This window comes from Collinsella sp. AF18-8LB, assembly GCF_003459795.1.
GTDB lineage: Bacteria > Actinomycetota > Coriobacteriia > Coriobacteriales > Coriobacteriaceae > Collinsella.
In genome coordinates, this window is the sequence record NZ_QRWU01000002.1 from 75,763 (window position 1) to 94,743 (window position 18,981).

General features: G+C 61.0%; 12 protein-coding genes. All 12 read left to right on the forward strand.

What is annotated here, in order from left to right; genetic code table 11:
• The first annotated feature begins 46 nt into the window (after positions 1–46).
• Positions 47–1,495, forward strand: coding sequence for a family 1 glycosylhydrolase (locus DWX25_RS04025; RefSeq protein ID WP_117734657.1), 1,449 nt, complete (start codon positions 47–49; stop codon positions 1,493–1,495).
• A gap of 236 nt (positions 1,496–1,731) precedes the next feature.
• On the forward strand, positions 1,732–3,018 hold the full coding sequence (locus tag DWX25_RS04030; RefSeq protein WP_158557576.1) for an MFS transporter: 1,287 nt from the start codon (positions 1,732–1,734) through the stop codon (positions 3,016–3,018).
• Between the two features lie 224 nt (positions 3,019–3,242).
• Entirely contained in the window at positions 3,243–4,064 is an 822-nt protein-coding gene (locus DWX25_RS04035) for an HAD family hydrolase (RefSeq protein WP_117798986.1), read from the forward strand.
• 555 nt (positions 4,065–4,619) lie between these two features.
• Positions 4,620–7,877, forward strand: coding sequence for a Spy0128 family protein (locus tag DWX25_RS04040; RefSeq protein WP_117798985.1), 3,258 nt, complete (start codon positions 4,620–4,622; stop codon positions 7,875–7,877).
• Positions 7,870–9,540, forward strand: a complete 1,671-nt coding sequence (locus DWX25_RS04045) for a SpaA isopeptide-forming pilin-related protein (RefSeq protein WP_117798984.1) — start codon at positions 7,870–7,872, stop codon at positions 9,538–9,540. Before DWX25_RS04040 ends, DWX25_RS04045 begins: the two co-directional genes overlap by 8 nt.
• A 108-nt stretch (positions 9,541–9,648) precedes the next feature.
• Positions 9,649–11,427 (forward strand): isopeptide-forming domain-containing fimbrial protein, encoded by a 1,779-nt coding sequence (locus tag DWX25_RS04050; protein WP_158557575.1) that lies wholly within the window; start codon positions 9,649–9,651, stop codon positions 11,425–11,427.
• 740 nt (positions 11,428–12,167) lie between these two features.
• Complete coding sequence (locus tag DWX25_RS04055; protein WP_158557574.1) at positions 12,168–13,085, forward strand: class C sortase; 918 nt, start codon at positions 12,168–12,170, stop codon at positions 13,083–13,085.
• A gap of 303 nt (positions 13,086–13,388) precedes the next feature.
• Entirely contained in the window at positions 13,389–13,700 is a 312-nt protein-coding gene (gatC, locus tag DWX25_RS04060) for an Asp-tRNA(Asn)/Glu-tRNA(Gln) amidotransferase subunit GatC (protein ID WP_055287082.1), read from the forward strand.
• On the forward strand, positions 13,700–15,214 hold the full coding sequence (gene gatA, locus DWX25_RS04065; RefSeq protein ID WP_117798981.1) for an Asp-tRNA(Asn)/Glu-tRNA(Gln) amidotransferase subunit GatA: 1,515 nt from the start codon (positions 13,700–13,702) through the stop codon (positions 15,212–15,214). The genes gatC and gatA overlap by 1 nt, the downstream gene beginning before the upstream one ends.
• On the forward strand, positions 15,214–16,890 hold the full coding sequence (gene gatB, locus DWX25_RS04070; protein ID WP_117734647.1) for an Asp-tRNA(Asn)/Glu-tRNA(Gln) amidotransferase subunit GatB: 1,677 nt from the start codon (positions 15,214–15,216) through the stop codon (positions 16,888–16,890). Before gatA ends, gatB begins: the two co-directional genes overlap by 1 nt.
• A 481-nt stretch (positions 16,891–17,371) precedes the next feature.
• A complete protein-coding gene (locus DWX25_RS04075; RefSeq protein WP_117763616.1) occupies positions 17,372–17,575 on the forward strand; it encodes a DUF1490 family protein in 204 nt (67 codons plus the stop codon).
• 120 nt (positions 17,576–17,695) lie between these two features.
• Complete coding sequence (locus DWX25_RS04080; RefSeq protein WP_233505220.1) at positions 17,696–18,937, forward strand: HAD-IC family P-type ATPase; 1,242 nt, start codon at positions 17,696–17,698, stop codon at positions 18,935–18,937.
• The last annotated feature ends 44 nt before the right edge of the window (positions 18,938–18,981 follow it).

An 18,981-nucleotide genomic window follows, 5' to 3' on the forward strand; every position in this document is an offset into this window, starting at 1 on the left:
GCTTCGGCGTCCACGCAACATCCCAACACGTACGAAAGGAGCCAACATGGCTTTTCCCGATGGATTTCTGTGGGGCGGTGCCACTGCCGCCAATCAGTGCGAAGGCGGATACAACGAGGACGGCAAGGGCCTCGGCGTTCCCGACATCATGACCGGCGGCACGGTCTCCGAGCCGCGCCACATTACCGACGGCATTCTGCCCCAGTACCACTATCCCAGCCACGAGGCCGTGGACATGTACCATCACTATCTCGACGACATCAAGCTTTTTGGCGAGATGGGCTTTAAGTGCTACCGCATGTCCATCAACTGGAGCCGTATCTTCCCCAACGGCGACGAGGCCGAGCCCAACCAGGCCGGCATCGAGTTCTACCGCCGTGTGTTCCAGGCCTGTCAGGAGCAGGGCATCGAGCCCATGGTCACCCTTAGCCACTATGAGCTGCCTTATGGTCTGTCCAAAAACTACGGAGGCTGGAAGAACCCCAAGCTCATCGATTTCTACCTCAACTACGCCTGCACCGTCATGACCGAGTACAAGGGCCTGGTGCGCTACTGGCTCACCTTTAACGAAATCAATTGCCTGCTCATGGGCGGCTTTGGCGGCGTGATGGGCGGCGGCATGGTGCCCGAGGCAACCGACACGCCCATGGCCTTTGGCGACTGCGACTGGGACGACCCGCAGGCGCGCTTCGATGCCCTGCACCATCAGTTCCTGGCGAGCGCCAAGTGCGTCACCATGGGCCATCAGATCGATCCCCAGAACAAGATCGGCTGCATGATCGCCGGCAACGCCTGCTACCCGCACACGTGCAATCCGGCAGACGTTCTGGCCGCACAAAAGCAGCAGCGCGAGATGAACTTCTACTGCGGCGACGTGCAGGTGCGCGGTGCGTATCCCTCGTGGGCGCCCAGCGTGTGGCGCCGCGAAGGCGTGCACGTGGAGGTTTCGCCCGAGGACGCCGCCACGCTGGCCGCCGGCAAGGTCGACTTCTACAGCTTTAGCTACTACATGAGCGCCACGGCCACGGCTGACCCGGTGCTGCTGGAGCAGGGCAACATCTTTGGTGGCGCCGGCAACGAGTACCTCAAGAAGAGCGATTGGGGTTGGGCGATCGACCCCGAGGGCCTGCGTTACTACCTGGAGGAGGTCTACGACCGCTACCAGGTGCCGCTGATGATCGTCGAGAACGGCCTGGGCGCGGTGGACGAGGTCGAGGCGGACGGTGCGATTCACGACGGCTACCGCATCGATTACCTGCGCGAGCATATCAAGCAGATGGAGATTGCCATCGAGGACGGCGTGGACCTGATGGGCTACACCATGTGGGGCTGCATCGATTTGGTGAGCGCCTCGACCGGCGAGATGAAGAAGCGCTACGGCTTCATCTACGTCGACAAGGACAACGACGGCAACGGCACGCTCGCCCGCAGCCGCAAGGACAGCTTCTTCTGGTACAAGAAGGTCATCGCCACCAACGGCGCCGACCTGGCCTAGCCAAGTCTCAACCAGCGTAAACGTCGCAACCACCACAAAGGGGCCAGGCACCTTTGTGGTGGATTTTGCTTTGGTAGATGTGTGGGACATGCCTTACAATCTACCAAGTAGTTCATGACGGGCGAAAAACGGAGAAAAGGGGCTTGATGCGTCCTTAATGTTTCATGCGGATAGATTGATTTGACAGACGGTGGCGAATGCCCGCCGTCCACATTCGTATGAAACAAGGAGTCTCCATGCTCGTCTCTCTTTTCTCAAAGCCTCAATCATCGCTTTCCGTGCAGGCCAAGCGCCTGGTGGCGATGCGCTTTCTCATCTACACCGGTTTTCAGACCAGCTACTTTATCGGCGTTATCGGAACGCTCACCTATGCAGACGATGCCTCGGTCGTGGCGACATCGCTGGCCGTTCTGTTTATGAACGTTTTCGTGATCCTGGGGTCCTTTGCGGGTGGAGCGGCGCTCGACGCTTTGGGCCCGCGCCGCCATTTTTTGCTGAGCATCGTCGGCGCGCTGACAACCGGCGCGGCGATTATCGCCTTTGGCAGCGCGACCGGCATCGTCCTGCTCGGCGCGGTGCTCCTGGGCTTTGTGATGGGGTTCGCCCAGCCCATCGCCACATCCTATCCGGCCTACCTCACCGATGATCCCGTCGAGCTCAAAGACATCAACTCCGCCATCGCCATGTTTTCAAACGTGAGTATCATCGTCGGACCCACGCTGGGCGGCTTTGTCGCGGCGGCTGCGTCGTCGCGCGCGGTGTTTGTGCTCATGATGATCTTTACCGTACTGGCGCTCGCCGCCGGTTGGGGCTTTAGGCAAAGTGCAGGTCAGGCCGCCACACACGAAGGCAAACCCGCAATCGGCGACATCACGTCGGATAAGGCCAGCCAAAGTCCCGACCCCAACACATCTTCTCGCGCCACCTTCGCAGCCAGCATCAAGACAGTCTTCACCAACAGCGTCCTCGCCCTGCTGTTCTGCATTATTTTCCTTTCAAACTTTGGCTACGGCGCCTTCGACCCGCTGGAGTCGTTCTTCTACCGCGATGTTCTGCACGTCGGCGTTGAGTGGATGGGCTGGCTCTCGTCGGCCAGCGGTGTGGGCGCGGTGCTGGGCGCCGTCCTCGCGCTCCGCATGCCGCCGCACCTGGTCAACCTTAAAACGCTGCTCGTGGCGCTCATGTCCGTGGGTCTGGGAAGTTTGCTCTATGTGGGAACACCGTACGTGGGCGTGGCCCTTGTCGGCCAGATTGTACTGGGCATAGCTTGGGGCGTCGTCAACCCGCTCCACAACACCATCGTGCAAACGACGGCTCCGCTCGAGCAGCTTGGCCGCGTGAACTCGGTCATGGGCTTTGGCAATATGTTCGCCGGCGTGGCCCCGCTGGCTATTGCCCCGTGGCTGGCGGCGACGTTTGGCGTGCAGCAGACGCTCGTAGGGGCGGGCATGGTCGTGACGGCGGTTCCCGCGGCGTTGCTGCTATTTGGTCGCCGGCATTTGGATCGTGCCGCAAAGCAGTAAAAACCATCACAACATTCGATGAAAATCGCGATTTTGCCGAAAAACGTCGAATGTTGTGATGCTTTGCGTCTCGGGCCAGGCCATCCTGCGGGTCCGGCCGCCACAAAGGGGCCAGGCACCTTTGTGGTGGTTTTTGCTTTGACGGGCCGCGCCTGCGCCTTGGTATACCATGTACGCCGTTCACGAATACACCCCACACCGCCGCACAACCCAGAAAGGTCCCCATGGACACCACCTTCAGCCACATCAAAGCCGTGTTCTGCGATATCGACGGCACGCTGCTCACGAGCCAGCACACGGTGTCCCCGCGCACCGTGGCGGCGATTCGCGCCCTGCGCGAGCGCGGCGTGCTCTTTGGCCTGTGCACCGGGCGCGACGCCCACGCGACCGAGGCCATGTACGAGCTCTGGGGCATCGAAGGTCTGGTGGACGTGCTGGTGGGCTGCGGTGGTGCCGAGGTCATCGACCGTGCGCGCGACATCAACGAGCTGAGCTATCCGCTGCCGGGCGAGACCATCGCGCGCATCTGCAAGCACATGGCGGACCTTCCGGCGACGCCCGTCTGCCCCCGAGACGGCGTGTTCTACGTGCCCGAGAGCAACGCGTGCGTCGAGCACCTGTCGCGCGTCGACTGCGTGCCCTACCAGGTGGTCGATTTTGCCGAGTTTTTGCGCGAACCGCAGCCCAAGGTGATGTTTACCATGGCACCCGAGGTAATGCCGCGGGTGATTGAGCGGGCGTCGACGTTTGCCGATAGCACCGTCAAGGCGGCGGCTCTGCAAACCACGCAGCGGCTCTACGAGTTCATGGACCCGCGCGTGTCCAAGACGCGCGGCCTTGTGCGCGTGGCGGAGCTCAACGACATGGAGCTCCAGAACATCTGCGTGTTTGGCGATGCCGATAACGATACCTGCATGGTGGCCGACGCCGGCGTGGGCGTGACCATGGCAAACGGCAGCGATGCCACCCGCGCCGCCGCCGACTATGTGACCGCGAGCAACGACGAAGACGGCGTCGCGATCTTTATCGAGGAGCATCTGCTGTAGCACTGTGCGTTGGACCAAAACCACCACGAAGGGGACAGTGACACCTTTGTGGTGGTTCGATCGGGCGCCCCGGCAACCGATTGCCGGGGCGCTTTTTTGTGCCGAGGTGAATTGACGCGGGGAACAAGCGGCAGTATTCAAGAGTAGATGTATGAACATGTTATCGTTGACATTAGCTGCATGGGAATTGACTATCTAGTTGATAGGTTATCCTGGCAGGTAAATGGGCTACCGCTTACGGGCAAATATCGACCGTTCGCAGACCGAGTGGGTTAGAACAAAATGTTGTACAAATAACAACAAAGTGTCATTTATCCAGATCTGCCAATAAATCTACCTGCAGTTTCGCAACTGCGAAACACACCCAAAACACTGCATAATTTGAACAAATGTCAAGAAATAAGACTTTGAGAAAAAGAAAATGTAAGAGTCGGACTTTTCGTTGTTTAAACAATGAGTAATAATATGCATATCGAGCGCGAGCAATTATAGGTTGCGCGCTCAAGTTTGATCGTGAAAGAGCAAGATCGCGGCCTTTTTTGGGAGGAGGCATCGATGACAGCAAATTCAGATAAATCTAAGCAGAACAACAAAGCGGCACATCGTGTACTAGCAGGTGCTTTGTGCGGAGCTTCCGTCTTGAGCCTGGTGCTGTCGCTCGTTATGCCCCCGATCTCGCAGGCCATCGCCAACGACGCCCAGACAGTTTCTACCGAAGAAACAGTAATGGGGGGGGGTTCCTCAAGTGAATCCGCTGGTGTAAACGGCGCCACCGGGGATACCGAAAACCAGAATAGTGACGACACCGAGGGCGGCGAGGCTGACACGGTGGACCCGTCGTCCGATGACGATGAGGACGAGAACGCCGAGCAACCCGCGGATGATGGCGTCAATGATGAGGACGCAATTGCACCTGTTGCGGAGGATGCGGATGGATATACGCTGATTAATTCTGCAAAGGACCTATATGATGTCCTTCAAGTTGGTAAAAAGGCCGGCAAATTTCGCTTGAATGTTGATATTGAGTATGCAAGCGATATTACCTTGACCGCGGGTGAGGTTACCATCGACCTCAACGGGCATAAGATCAAACACTCGGGCGTGGAGTCCGGCAAGTCGCCTAACATGTCCATGTTCAATGTGCCCGCGGGTGCGACGCTCACGATTGAGGATTTGCCGCCAACACAGGATCAGGAATACTCAGATAGCGGCAACAAAAACGGCAACCTTGCCAAGCTGGAGTATGAGAACGGCACCGGTACGCCCAGCACGCTTACCTACTACGTAACAAAGTCAACGCCGATAGGCACAGCTACCACCGAGGCCCTCTACAGGCACGAGGTCAAGATCAACGGCGCTATCGTGGGCACCACTGCGAGCTCCGAAATGAAGCTCATCCACGTGTATGCGGGCGGTACGTTTAATCTCAAGAGCGGCGTGCTCACCACAAACAAGGACTGCAAAGTTGCCAACCTGATTTATGCCGAGAACGGTTCTACCGTCAACATGAGCGGTGGCTATGTTTGCGGTGCAACTTCCATGAGCAAAGGCGCAGGCATTGAGCTTGGTGTCAACGGCGGCAAGGGGGCGGCCCTCAACCTTAAAGGCGGCGTTATCGCGGGCAACTATGCTCCCAACGGCGGTGGCGTGTACGCTTACGGCTCTACAATTAATATGACCGGTGGCACGATTTCTGGTAATGGTACGTTCGAAGATCGGGCGGGTTACGGCGCGGGCATCTGCGCGCTGGGTTCTTCCGTGTCCATCTCGGGCGGCTACATCACCAACAACAACTGCCAGTTCGATTACAGGAATAATAACGCTTTCGACGCCCATAACGGCAACGGTTGCCACGGTGGCGGTGGTATCGCCGCGTACGACGGCGGTAGTCTCGAGATTAGTGGCGGTTACATCACTGGTAACTACTCTGCCGAGGCTGGCGGTGGTGTCTACGCTGGCTATTTCCACCAACCCCTCAGTATCTTTACCTTCTCGGGCGGTACAATCGCCAACAATGTGGCAAAAAACTCCGAGGGCGGTGGCGTGCGTATCGCTGCTCCGACTATTGGTAAATTTGATGTGAGTGGCCAGAAAGCCTACATCACCAACAACGAAACGCTCACCACTAACGACTGGGGTGGCGGCGGCATCTTCGTCCAGGGCGGTGGCACTTGGAAAGATGGAAATAGTGAAACTCCCGTTGCTTCCGCAAAGCTATATATCTATAGCACTCTGATTAAAGACAACTCGGCCCAGGGCTATGGTGGCGGCTTCGCTGCTTGCCCGAGTGGCAAGACAGCTATTACCGACACAAACGGTATTGCGATTTTCGACAACACTGACAAGAGCGGTGAGAATCTGTCAGGCGGCACTAATGGTAAGAATGAAGACCAGCCCACATCTGTTCAGGGTGGCGAGATAACCGAAGAGTTTAAAAATGCCGGCCATAAGGATCTATTCCTTATTCGTGCGAGTTCCAACAGTGATTACATCGCAGCCGTAACTGGTCAGATGCTTGGCGGCGGTGCAGCCAACTGGTCGGGTACGATCGACAAGACGCCAACGTCTATCGGCAAGTACGAGGGCGCTCAGGCTAAGTACATGATTGGCCTCGCTGCAAGTCCGTCCGATGCGGACAAGGATGCTGCCACCGGTGCTGCGACCCTCTTCATCACGGGCAACAGCTCCAACATCCACGGTGGCGGCATCATGACCAACGGCGACGTTATCGCTGGCTCCACCATGCGAGTGAGTGTCTACCCCAAGATGAAGCTCAGCGGAACCAAAAAACTTGAGGGTCGCAACCTTGAAGAAGGGGAATTCGAGTTCCAACTGCTGAAGCCTGCCAAAAGTGGCAAAGCTCCTAGCTTTGATAAAGATGGCAAGCTGCAGCTTAATGACTGTTCAAAAGTTGTCGATGGGGTCACGAACGATGCAGATGGCAACTTTGCCTTTAATCTGGGCAGGGTCTACTCCGATGGTTCGATCGTCTACTACCTCGTTGAGGACCCTGGCGACAATCCCGTCGCTGGCGTGGTCTACGACAGGACCATCTACAAGATTGAGTTTGAAACAAATGAGGCTGAAACACGGCAGGTGCTGGATATTGCTTACACCTACTATGCGGTTACGAAGGTAACGGTCACTGATCTCAAGAAAAATGAGTCGAACACGATTGCTCCGTCTGGCGGCAGCGACGTTTCCATCGAGATCACTCAGGACACTACCTTTAAGAATACATACTCAGCCGAAGGCTCATGGACACCTCAGGTGACCAAGAAGGTCGATGGCGGCGAGATGAAGAGTTTCAAGTTCGAGCTGTTTACTAAGGATGGCAGCAAGGAAAATCCAATTGAGTATAAGTGGACCACTGATGACCCGAAAAGCTCTCAACTGGTGACGTTTGCCAATCAAAAGATCGGTCCCCTCAAAGCCAGCGATTTCACCAATGGCAAAGCAACATTCACCTACTACATCCGTGAATGCGCCGCCAACAAGGGCGACGGCACCGAGCACGAGGGCTACGTCAACGACACCAAGACTTTCAAGGTCGTGGTGACGGCTGAGGACAAAGGTGACGGCACGCTGACTTGCACGCCGGCCTACTACGAGGTCGACGCCAACGGCAACGTCAGCTCAACCTCGACCGACACCCCCACCTTCACCAACACCTACTCCACCTCTCTGCCTCTTTCCGGTATGTCGGGTGTCACACTGACATACCTTGCCGGCGCGGCGGTGCTTTGCGCTGCTGCGGCCTGGATGCACGTTCGTCGTAAGGCGAGCGCGAGGGGAGGTGAGCGTCGTGAATAAGAATGTTTGCTCCTTCCCGATCTTGTTCGCGCTGCTCGCCCTCTTGATCGGCACCTGCGTGGTTGTGTCCCCCACATCCGCGCAGGCCGCGCCGAGCGCGACCGGTTCCATTACCGTTAACGGCACCGTCGCGCGCAGCTACGACGCCTACCAGGTCTTTAGCGCCAACGTCATCGACGACGACAACGACGCCAAGATCGCCACCGACCTTGTCTGGGCAAGCGCCGCCGCCCGCGACGCCGTCCTGCCCGTGTTGCACAGCGCCGGCATGCCCAGCTCCCAGACCACCGCGCAGGAAGCTGCCGAGTGGCTCAACGCCGATTCCCACCTTACGAGCGCGCTGAGCGCACAGCTCACTCGTTCCCTCCAGAGCTCTGGTGCCGTGTCCGTGGCCCTTAACGCGGGCACGGCGGCCGAGCTGCCCTGTGGCTACTGGCTCATCGTCGCCGACGACGACGCCATCGCCCAGGGCGAGGTCGGCACCGCGCCGATCATGGCCCTGGTCGGCGGCAGCGCTGTCACTGTCAAGCCCAAGGCCGCGACCCCCAAGGTCGCCAAGCATGTGCTGGAGGACAGCACCGCCGCCTGGCAGAAGGCCGCCGACGCCACGGTCGCCGACGACCTGTACTGGCGCCTCTCTGCCACGGTCCCGGCCGGGCTCACCGCCTACGACACCTACACGGTGCGGTTCGTCGACACCATGAGCGCGGGACTCGACCCCTCCAAGGTCGCCGCGAGCATGCGCGTGTACGTGGCGGCGGGCGCGGACGGCGGCTTCGACGCCGTCTCGGCCGGCAAGGACGGCCGCGCCGGCACCGAGCCCGCGCAGGGCTGGACCGACATCACGGCCCAGTGCGCCACCAAGGTAGCGGCGGACGGCAAGACCTTCACCGTGCGCACCGGCGACCTGATCGCCGCGCTTGGCGGGGCCGACGCCTTTACCGCGGGCGCCCGCGTGGTCGCCGTGTACAACGCGCCGCTCAACAGCGCGTGCAACCGCGGCATCGCGAAGGGCAACCCCAACGAGGTCTACCTGCGCTACCCGCGCTCTCCCTTTGCCGACCAGTCCGGCGACGCCGGCTTCACCCGCACGCCGAGCGACGATGCGTGCGCCTACACCTGGGATCTCGCGCTCACCAAGCGCGGCAGCGACGGCGACAAGCCGCTTGCCGGGGCGGTCCTGAGCATCGCCGACGACCGCGGTCGCACACTGGCGGCCGAAGGCACGTGGGATGCGGAGGGCAAGGCCACCGTCACCACGGGCGAGGACGGCCGCGTGACCGTCTCGGGCGTGGACTCGGGCAAGCTGGAGGTCCGCGAGCTCAAGGCGCCCAAGGGCTACACCGCCTTCGAGGGCGCGCGTTCTGTGACGGTCAAGGCCGAGGGCCTGGACGTCGACCAGGTGGCCGCCGCCAAGCCCAAACTCACCATCACGGCCGAGTCGCCCCTGCGCGCCGACAGCGCGGACGGGTCGACGGGCAGCCTGGAGGCGTCGCTCATCAACACGCCCACCGGCACACCCCCTAGCATTACCACCGGAGGCTTTATGCCCTCGACTGGCGATATGGCAATGTACGCCGCGGCCGCCGCAGCGGTCGCCGGAGCCGCACTCATCGTGGTCGCGCTCCTGGTCAAGCGGGGAGGTGGCAGCCATAAAGAGTAGCTGGCAGCCCCACAGAGAGCGGGGCGAGACGTAGCGAAGTAGATGCTAAGACACAGACAGATGATGACCGATCGAATGAGAACCAACCGGAAAATGGAGGAAAAGAAGATGAGCGTGAACAAGAACATCGCACGCCTGGCAGTAACCGCCGGCCTCACAGCAGCCCTGAGCTTCGGCGGAGTTATGGCCCCGGTCACGATGGCGTTTGCTGAGGGCGGGTCGACTGTCACATTCGTGGACAGCGATTACGCGAAGTCCACGACCTATAAGGGCATCAAGATCTTCAAGGCGACGGTCGTGACGACCGGAGGGGCCGCGACGTTGAGCAACATCGAGTGGGCCAGCGACGATGCCAAGGCAGCCGTGCTGGACGCCATCAAGGCGAAGGACACGTCCTTTGCCAGCGACCACGCGCAGGATGCCGCCGATTGGCTGAACGCCAACACCGGGGTTACCGGGACCGACTCGAAGGTCGCGAGCGACAACGTCCTGAGCTTGATCGCTGCCAGCCTGGAGGGTAAGTCCGGCTGGGAGACGACGTCCGCGGGCAGCCCGTCCCTTTCCGGCCTCGACGCCGGCTACTGGCTGTTCCTCACCGCTGTCGCCGGCACTCCTGACGGCAGCTCGACCGACGCGTTCACCTCTCCTGTCTACGCCGTGATCGATGGCAAAAGCACGACGACCGTCACGCCAAAGAAGGGTGTTCCCACGGTCGAGAAGAAGGTCCTCGACGACGCGGATGCCGTCGGCGTTGCCGACATCAAGGTCTCCAACGAGTGGAAGGACGTGGCCGATTCCCAGATCGGCCAGGAGGTCAACTACCGGCTCACCGGCACCATCGCCAGCAACTACGCCACCTTCAGCGCCTATGCCTACAAGTTCACCGACGTGCTTTCCAGCGGTCTTGACTTCGTCGGCGGCTCGGTCGAGGTGTACGCGGTGAACGGCGGCACTTATTCTCCGATTGATGCGAGCAAGTACGACGTGGCCTGGGACGCCAACAAGCTGACGGTCGAGTTCAAGGTCGGCGATGGCAAGAAGGGCCTCAAGGACGTTGACGGTGTGACCGCAGATACCAAGATCGTCGTCTTCTACAAGGCCAAGCTCAACGGCAGCGCCGTGATCGGCAACGCAACTGACGGCAACAAGGGCGGCAACCCCAACACCGTTACGCTCACGTACTCAAACAACCCGTATGCCGAGGGTACGGGCACGACGATCGAGGACACCGTCGCCGACTTCGCGTTCAAGCTCAACCTCAACAAGGTCGACCAGGGCACCGAGAAGGGCCTCGCGGGCGCTGTCTTCGCCATCCAGTCCGATGACGCGAACACCCAGGGGCAGTATGTCGCCTCGAAGGCTGACGCCGCCGCAGGAGTCGTCGCGGGCCAGCTCGTGACCGTTGCCGACGCTAGCAAACTCCCCGAGTACGTGAAGTTCACGTCCGGCGACGACGGCAAGATCGCCGTCTCCGGCCTTGACGCCGGCTCCTACAAAGTGACCGAGGTCCAGGCCCCCGGCGATGCCTACACCAAGGCCGACCCCTTCACCTTCACCATCACCCCGAAGTACGACGATGCGACCATGAAAGTGACGGGCCTCTCGGCTGATGTCTCCGAGTCCGACAAGGGCCGTTCCGACATCGCCTTCGGCACGCTCGACGGCACTGCCGGCGACAACAAGCTGACCGGCACGGATGGCACCGGCACCAACGCCGCCGCCGGTGAGGTCACCATCAACGTCGGCAACACCAAGTCCGTGGGCCTTCCGCTGACCGGTCTTAACGGCGTGACCTTCACCTGGATTGCTGGTGGTGCGGTGCTGTGCATCGGCGTGGCTCACCTCATCCGCAGCCGTAAGCAGGCTGAGGAGTCCGAGCAGGAGTAACGCTCGCTCACCCATCCCTTTGGCAGGTGGGATGTGATGGCCATGAGACTTGCGGACACTTTTCTCGTCCATCGACGTTCTTGCTTTGCCATTCTCTTTTCGGGGCAGACTCCGCACTGGAGTCTGCCCCGTTCTTTTTGGGATAACGCAGCCAGGCTCCATTGCCCGATGTATCAAGCGTATGAATATCGAACAGATGTTTGCAAATATTGCGTTTACCAGCTGTAAGTGCGAGTGCTCGCAGTAAAATACCCTTGCGACGCATCCCGTGCGCGGGCGGCCGACGACTCGATCGGAGGTCCCCAAATGCTGAAATTCCTTAACGCGCTCGCCGCCCTCGCGGCGGTGGGCTCGTTCGTCATCGCGTTTCTTGACTCGTATGAGGTTCGGTTTAAGGTCCGTAGGCGCACGCGCGGTGCGGACGGTAGAAGGCATTTGCGCCGTAACAAGCGCAAATAAGAATGCCCGGGGTTAGAGGCCCGGGCATTTAACAACGTCGGAAACTGGTCGCCCGCGCTCCTAAGTACTTACGCGGGGTGCGTCGTTTCCTGTAGCTATTGTATCCCGAATCGCCCCGCCGATTCGGGACATTTTGAAAACTCAAATGCTGGCCTATGCTCGCGCTGCGCAATGCTGTCTAGCTGCGTTGTCCGGCGCGGAAGCTCGTTAATCGGCTATTATTTGCTTAAACAACTTGAGTTGTAGAGGAGTGACCGGCGATGGTGCAGGGCGCCAAACATATGAAGAGCAATAACGCCGCGGCCAACGGTGGCTCAAGCCCTCAGCCCAAACCTCAACCAAAGTCCAAACGCCGTCGCAAGCGACTGCCGCGCTGGGCCGATCGGCTCATCACCATCGTTATCATCCTTATTGGCGTGGGCCTTATGACCTGGCCGTGGATCTTGGACCGGCTCGAGGCCTCGGGCGTGTTCAATCAGATCAGCACGGTGTCCAGCACCGTGGACGCGCTGTCTGCCGAAGAGCGCGAGCGCATTCTGCTTCAGGCGCGCTCCTTTAACGAGCAGCTGGCGGGCGAGGCCACCGAGCTTCCCGCCGACCAGATCGAGCCCTATGCCCAGCAGCTCATCTTTGACCGCGACCCCATGATGAGCTGGGTCGAGATCCCCTCCATCGACGTGAGCATGCCCATCTACCACGGCACGAGCGAGGAAGTCCTCATGGCGGGCGTCGGCCACCTGGAGGGCACGAGCCTGCCGGTTGGCGGCACCTCGACGCATTGCGTGCTCACCGCGCACTCGGGCATGCGCAACCTGAGCATGTTCGACGACATTCACTCGCTGGAGCCCGGCGACCTGGTGCTGCTGCACACCATGAACAAGACGCTCGCCTACAAGATGGTGGACTCCGAGGTGGTGCTGCCCGAGGAGATGGAGTCGCTGACCATCGAGCCCGGCGCCGACAAGGTGACGCTCGTCACCTGCACGCCCTACGGCGTGAACGACCATCGCCTGCTGGTGCATTGCGTGCGCACCAAGTACAACAAGAAGGACGTCGACAAGCAAAAGTCGCTGGCCGGCCGCCACTGGGGCAAGCGCGAGTTTGCCGTGCTTATTGTAGTCGTGGCCATTGTGCTGTTGCTGCTGGACATCGTGATCCACGCGGTCCGCAAGCGCCGCAAGGCCAAGGCCTCGGCATAAGACATTCTCCAGAACCACCACAAAGGGGACAGGCACCTTTGTGGTGGTCGGGACTTCTAAACCATCACAACATTCGATGAAAATCGCGATTTTGACGAAAAGCGTCGAATGTTGTGATGGTTTTCGTTGTGGGCGGGACGGTTTTCACTATGGACGGTGCGGTTTCGCTGCAGAACCGCCAGCCTGCCGCCTGCCAACCGCCGCCCTCGTTACGTTTTCGCTGCATTTGGGTAAAGCACCTGCTCCAAGCGGCGTTGCCTTGTATACTAGAGCGGTTTATCTGTTATGCGGAAGGGAGCGCCTATGGCACTCAGCGAGAAAGACGTGCGCGGCATCGCCGAGTACGCAAAGATCGCACTGACCGATGACGAGCTCACCCAGATGACGTCCTACCTGAATGACGCCGTCCAGATGCTCGAGCCCGTCTTGCAATATGACTTGCCCGACGTGGAGCCCACGTTCCATCCTATCGGAAGCCTGTCCAACGTGATGGGCGATGACCTGCGCGAGCCCGAGCGCGACCTGCCGCTCGACGTTGCGCTCGAAAACGCTGGCAGCGCGCGCGACCGCTACTTCCGCGTGCCGTCCATTTTGGGAGAGGGGGAGAGCGAGTAATGGCGCAGAGCTTCGATTCCCTTACCGCCGCCCAGATCGCCGCGGGCGTTGCCGCCGGTGACTTTACCGCTACCGAGGTGGCCCAGGCCTCTCTTGCCGCCATCGAGGCGCGCGAGGGCGGGGTCCAGGCATTCCTGCAGGTGTCGCCCGAGCTCGCGCTCGAGGCCGCTGCGCGCGTGGATGCCGACCGTGCCGCAGGCAAGCCGCTGCCCCCGCTCGCGGGCGTGCCGCTGGCCATTAAGGACAACATGAACCTCGTGGGCACGCGCACCACCTGCGCTTCCCGCATGCTCGAGAACTACAAGAGCGTCTACACCGCCACCTGCGTCCAGCGCATGCTCGACGCCGGCTGCCTGCCCATGGGCAAGGCTAACATGGACGAGTTTGCCTTTGGTAGCTCTACCGAGAGCTCGGCGTTCCACCGCACCAACAACCCCTGGGATACCGAGCGCGTGCCTGGCGGCTCCTCGGGCGGCTCCGCTGCCGCCGTCGCCGCGGGCGAGGTCGCTCTCTCGCTGGGTTCGGACACCGGCGGTTCCATTCGTCAGCCGGCGTCGCTGTGCGGCGTGGTGGGCTTTAAGCCCACGTATGGCGCCGTGAGCCGTTACGGCGTAGTTGCCTTTGGCTCGTCGCTCGACCAGGTGGGCCCCTTCGGCCGCACGGTCGAGGATGTCGCACTGGCCATGAATGCGCTTACCGGCGCGGGCCACGATCCGTACGACTGCACCAGCCAGGATTGCGCCGTCGACTTTACCGAGCATCTCAACGACAGCATAGAGGGCAAGCGCGTGGGCATCATCCCCGCGTTTATGGAGGCCGAGGGCCTGACGCCCGAGGTCAAGGCCGCTGTTCAGTGCGCCGCTCAGGAGCTGCAGAACCAGGGTGCCGAGCTGGTCGAGGTCGACCTGCCGCACCTGGACGCCGCCATCGCCGCATACTACGTCATCGGCCCGGCCGAGGCGTTCTCAAACCTGGCCCGTTTTGACGGCATTCGCTATGGCTACCAGGAGGAAGGCTGCGCCAACCTGTCCGACCAGAGCTCGCTCAGCCGCGCCCACGGCTTTGGTGCCGAGGCCAAGCGCCGCCAGATGCTCGGTGCCTACCTGCTCTCCTCGGGCGTGTACGACAAGTACTACTATGCCGCGCAAAAGGCTCGCACGCTTATCACGCAGGACTACGACGCCGCGTATGCCAAGGTGGACACCATTCTTATGCCCGCTTCGCCGCGCACGGCCTTTAAGTTCGGCGAGATCAGCGACCCCACGCAGATGTATCTCTCCGACCTGTACACCATTTCGCTCAACATTTGCGGCAACGGTGGTATCTCGGTGCCGCTGGGCCTGGGCGAGGATACTCAGCTGCCCGTTTCTGCCCAGATGGTGGGACCCGCCTTTAAGGACCGTCAGTTGCTCACGTTTGCCCGCGCCCTGGAGCGCGGCTTTGCCGATACCGCCACGGGCGCGCCCGTGCTTTCCGTCGCGCCCGATTTTGCCGGGAAGGGGGGCGAGCTGTAATGAAGGAGCTTTCCGAGGTCCTGCAGGATTGGGAGGCCGTGATTGGCCTGGAGATCCATACCGAGCTCACCGCACTCGATACCAAGATGTTCTGCAACTGCAAGCTCAGCCACGATGACGAGCCCAACGCCAACGTGTGCCCGGTGTGCCTGGGCCTGCCCGGCGCCCTGCCGGTACCCAACAAGCGCGCCATCGAGAGCATCGTCAAGGCCGGTCTCGCGACCAACTGCGAGATCCAGCGCCACTCGATGTTCTACCGCAAGCACTATTTCTATCCCGATATGGCCAAGAACTTCCAGACCACGCAGGGTCCGGTCGCCTTTGCCATGTACGGTCATCTGGATCTGGACGTGACCGGTCGCGGTGCCGCCGAGCGCCCCGACTGCGCGTTTGGCGAGGCCGAGGCCCAGAGCCTGGCGAGCGCTTCGGCCAATGCCGAGGGCCTGTCCACGTCCATGTCCTCCACGATGCGCGAGGGCAATCAGCGCGCCGGCCACCTAGCCAGCTACGATGCCTCCAACATGCAGATGCCCGAGCGTCGCGAGGACGGTTCTTACACCGTGCCCATCCGCATCCTGCGCATCCACATGGAGGAGGACGCCGCCAAGATGGTGCACGTGGGCGGTGCCGAGGGCCGCATTACCGCCGCGGCCGAGTCGCTCGTCGACTACAACCGCTGCGGCACGCCTTTGATTGAGCTCGTGACCGAGCCCGATCTGCGCACGCCCGAGGAGGCGCGTCTGTTTATGGAAAAGCTCCGTCGCATCTTTGTGACGCTGGGTATTTCCGACTGCTCCATGGAGAAGGGCTCCATGCGCTGCGACGGCAACGTGAGCCTGCGTCGCCGCGGCGAGACCAAGCTGGGCACCAAGACCGAGCTCAAGAACCTCAACTCGTTTAAGAGCCTGCATGACGGCCTTGCCTACGAGATCTGCCGTCAGGCCGAGGTGCTCGAGGAGGGCGGCATCATCTACCAGGAGACCCGCCACTGGGAGCCCAGCCGCAAGCGCACCGTGGTCATGCGCGTCAAGGAGACGGCCGACGACTATCGTCTGTTCCCCGACCCCGACTTGGCGCCGTTCGATCTGGATGACGAGTTCATCGACCGCTGCCGCGGCGAGATTCCCGAGCTGCCCGATGCCAAGCGCGCCCGCTTTGAGGCCGATTTTGGCATTAAGGCCGCCGACGCCGAGCAGATCGCCGGCGACCCGGAGTTTGCCGAGTTCTTTGAGGCCGCTGCTGCCGGCATGGCTGGCAAGGAGGCCCAGACGGTCGCGAACCTGCTGGTCAACGAGATGATCGCCTACCTTAAGGACGCGGGTGTGTCGCTCACCGAGTCCGGCATCGCGCCGGCTCAGGTGGCGGCTCTTGCCAAGCTGCTGGCGACCGATGCCATCAGCTCCAACCAGGCGCACGAGGTCTTTGAGGCCATGGCCCAGACCGGCGACGACCCCAACAAGATCGTCGACGAGCGTGGTATGCGTCAGGTGAGCGATGCCGGCACGCTGCAGCCGATTGTGGACGAGGTGCTGGCAAACTGTGCCGAGCAGGCGCAGCAGTACCGCGACGGCAACCAGAAGGTCATTGGCTATTTGGTGGGCCAGTGCATGAAGGCGAGTCGCGGCAAGGGCAACCCGAAGCTCTTCAACGAGTTGCTGAGAAAGGCGCTCGCGTAGCACACGGGCAGGGAAGGCCATCGGGCGGGCAGGGCCCGGGCCTTTACTCTCAACTTCGGACAGTCCTGCGCAAGACGGAGGCGCCACTGGCGCCTCCTTTGCGTGCGGAACTCGTTGCGAGCAAAGGCCCGGGCCCTGCCCGCCCGATGGCCTTCCCCGCCCTGACGACTCGGCCTTTCGGGTCAGGTGGCTGAATGGAATAGAGTGAATGGGCGTGCCGTCGGCACGCCCATTGTTTTGAAGGGAAATCATTTTGAGGAAGCACCCGCCCTGCCGGGGCTCCCGGGTTCCGTGACGACTCGGCCGTTCGGGTCAGGTGGGCTGAATGGAATTTGGACTCCAAGATTTCCAAAAAGTTAACCTTTGTTGACCTTAATAGTTAGATAAACTAAACTATTTCTAAAAGTGTTCTCAAGCAAACTTGTTTACTCGGGTGCTGAGGCACCGTGCCGCGTCCAATGCGGCAAAAGGGAGAAGCAACATGAAGAAGTCGACGTTCAATACCCTGCTTGTTGGTGGCGGTTTTCTGCTCGGCACGGACGGCATCAAGCTGCTCACCAGCGCTCCGGTCAAGAACGCCTGCGTGCAGGGTATCGCGTGCGGCATGCGCATCAAGAACGCCTACCAGGACATGATCGAGCAGGCCAAGGCTAATGTCGACGACATGGTTGCCGAGGCGGCCTAAATCACCCAGAGCGAGGCCGCTGCTGACGAGGCAGCCGAGTAACGCTCCCAGGCACAAACTATGAGATTCTCGATTATGAGCGAGATCCCCGGCAGGACCCGTCTTCAATTGGCGGGTCCTGTGCCAGAGAGTGATCTCGATGCACTTCTTAAGCTTAGCGGCGATATCGACGGCGTGCACAAGGTGCGCGTTTATGGCCGCATCGGCCAGATGGCACTCGAATACGATGAGCCGCACCGCGATGCCGTGCTGGCCGCCGTCGGTGCGCTCGATGCCCAGGCCATTGCCGACGCAAAGACGGGTTACGTGATGCAGCTTGAGCCACGCAAGCACAAGCTCGTCATGGATTTTGCCACACTTTTCGGCGCCCACTACGCGCGCCGCTGGTTCTTGCCGACGCCTCTGCGTGCGGTGTTTGTCGTGGCCGGTTACATCGCATTTTTGCGCGCTGCCCTTCATGAGCTGGTGCAGCCGCGCCTGGCTTGCGTGCTGACGACCGACGGCTGGAGCGAGGATGAGGTCCTGCGCCTTTCTGCCTGCCTGGAGGAGCATTTCCCGCATCCGGTGGCGCGCGCAGTCATCAACGCTGCTCGCGAGCGTGGGCTCGAACACCGCGAGCGCCATGCCGCCGTCGAGTACATCGTGGCGCACGGCATCGCTTCGTCCATCGAATGGCGTCGCGCCATCATCGGTTCCGCGCACTTTGTATTTGAGGACGAGAGTGCGCAGCTCGATTCCGACATTAAGGAACGCATTGAGTCCCAGATGCAGGGCCTGTCGCCGCTGTACCTGGCGGTCGACGGCAAGGTCGTCGGCGTGCTCGGCATCGAGGACCCGCTCAAGCTCGGGGTCCGTGAGGCCATCGCCGACCTACATGCGCTGGGCGTCAAACATGTCGTTATGCTTACGGGCGACTCCGAGCGCACGGCCGAGCGCATTGCGCGCGAGGCGGGTGTCGACGAGTTTAAGGCCGAGCTGCTGCCCGAGGACAAGTACGCCTATGTGGAGCGGATTAAGCGCGAGGGGCGCCACGTTGCCATGGTGGGCGACGGCGTCAACGACTCACCGGCGCTGGGCCTGGCCGATGTGGGTCTGGCCATGGGCGGTGGAAGCGACACTGCCAAGGAGGTCGCCGACATCATCCTGGCCGACACGGATCTCGCCGCACTCGTGCGCCTGCGCCGCATGAGCCAGGGCCTCATTGATCGTCTGACGAGTTCCTATTCTAAGGTGATGCTCACCAACTCGGCGCTGTTGGCATTGGGTATTATCGGCAGGATCACTCCGCAGACGTCGTCACTGCTGCACAACGGCTCAACGATCGCCTACAGCCTGGGCAACGCAAAGGCGTACCTGCGTTAGCGTTTTCGATTGAGTATATGGCCTGCACCCTGGCGGCATCGCAG

Bases quoted from the DNA above. Each gene is read 5' to 3' on its own strand.
- DWX25_RS04035 (WP_117798986.1), top strand. From the start codon at position 3,243: ATGGACACCACCTTCAGCCACATCAAAGCCGTGTTCTGCGATATCGAC.
- gatB (WP_117734647.1), top strand. From the start codon at position 15,214: ATGAAGGAGCTTTCCGAGGTCCTGCAGGATTGGGAGGCCGTGATTGGC.
- gatA (WP_117798981.1), top strand. From the start codon at position 13,700: ATGGCGCAGAGCTTCGATTCCCTTACCGCCGCCCAGATCGCCGCGGGC.
- DWX25_RS04025 (WP_117734657.1), top strand. From the start codon at position 47: ATGGCTTTTCCCGATGGATTTCTGTGGGGCGGTGCCACTGCCGCCAAT.
- DWX25_RS04055 (WP_158557574.1), top strand. From the start codon at position 12,168: ATGAAGAGCAATAACGCCGCGGCCAACGGTGGCTCAAGCCCTCAGCCC.
- DWX25_RS04030 (WP_158557576.1), top strand. From the start codon at position 1,732: ATGCTCGTCTCTCTTTTCTCAAAGCCTCAATCATCGCTTTCCGTGCAG.
- DWX25_RS04040 (WP_117798985.1), top strand. From the start codon at position 4,620: ATGACAGCAAATTCAGATAAATCTAAGCAGAACAACAAAGCGGCACAT.
- DWX25_RS04075 (WP_117763616.1), top strand. From the start codon at position 17,372: ATGAAGAAGTCGACGTTCAATACCCTGCTTGTTGGTGGCGGTTTTCTG.
- DWX25_RS04050 (WP_158557575.1), top strand. From the start codon at position 9,649: ATGAGCGTGAACAAGAACATCGCACGCCTGGCAGTAACCGCCGGCCTC.
- gatC (WP_055287082.1), top strand. From the start codon at position 13,389: ATGGCACTCAGCGAGAAAGACGTGCGCGGCATCGCCGAGTACGCAAAG.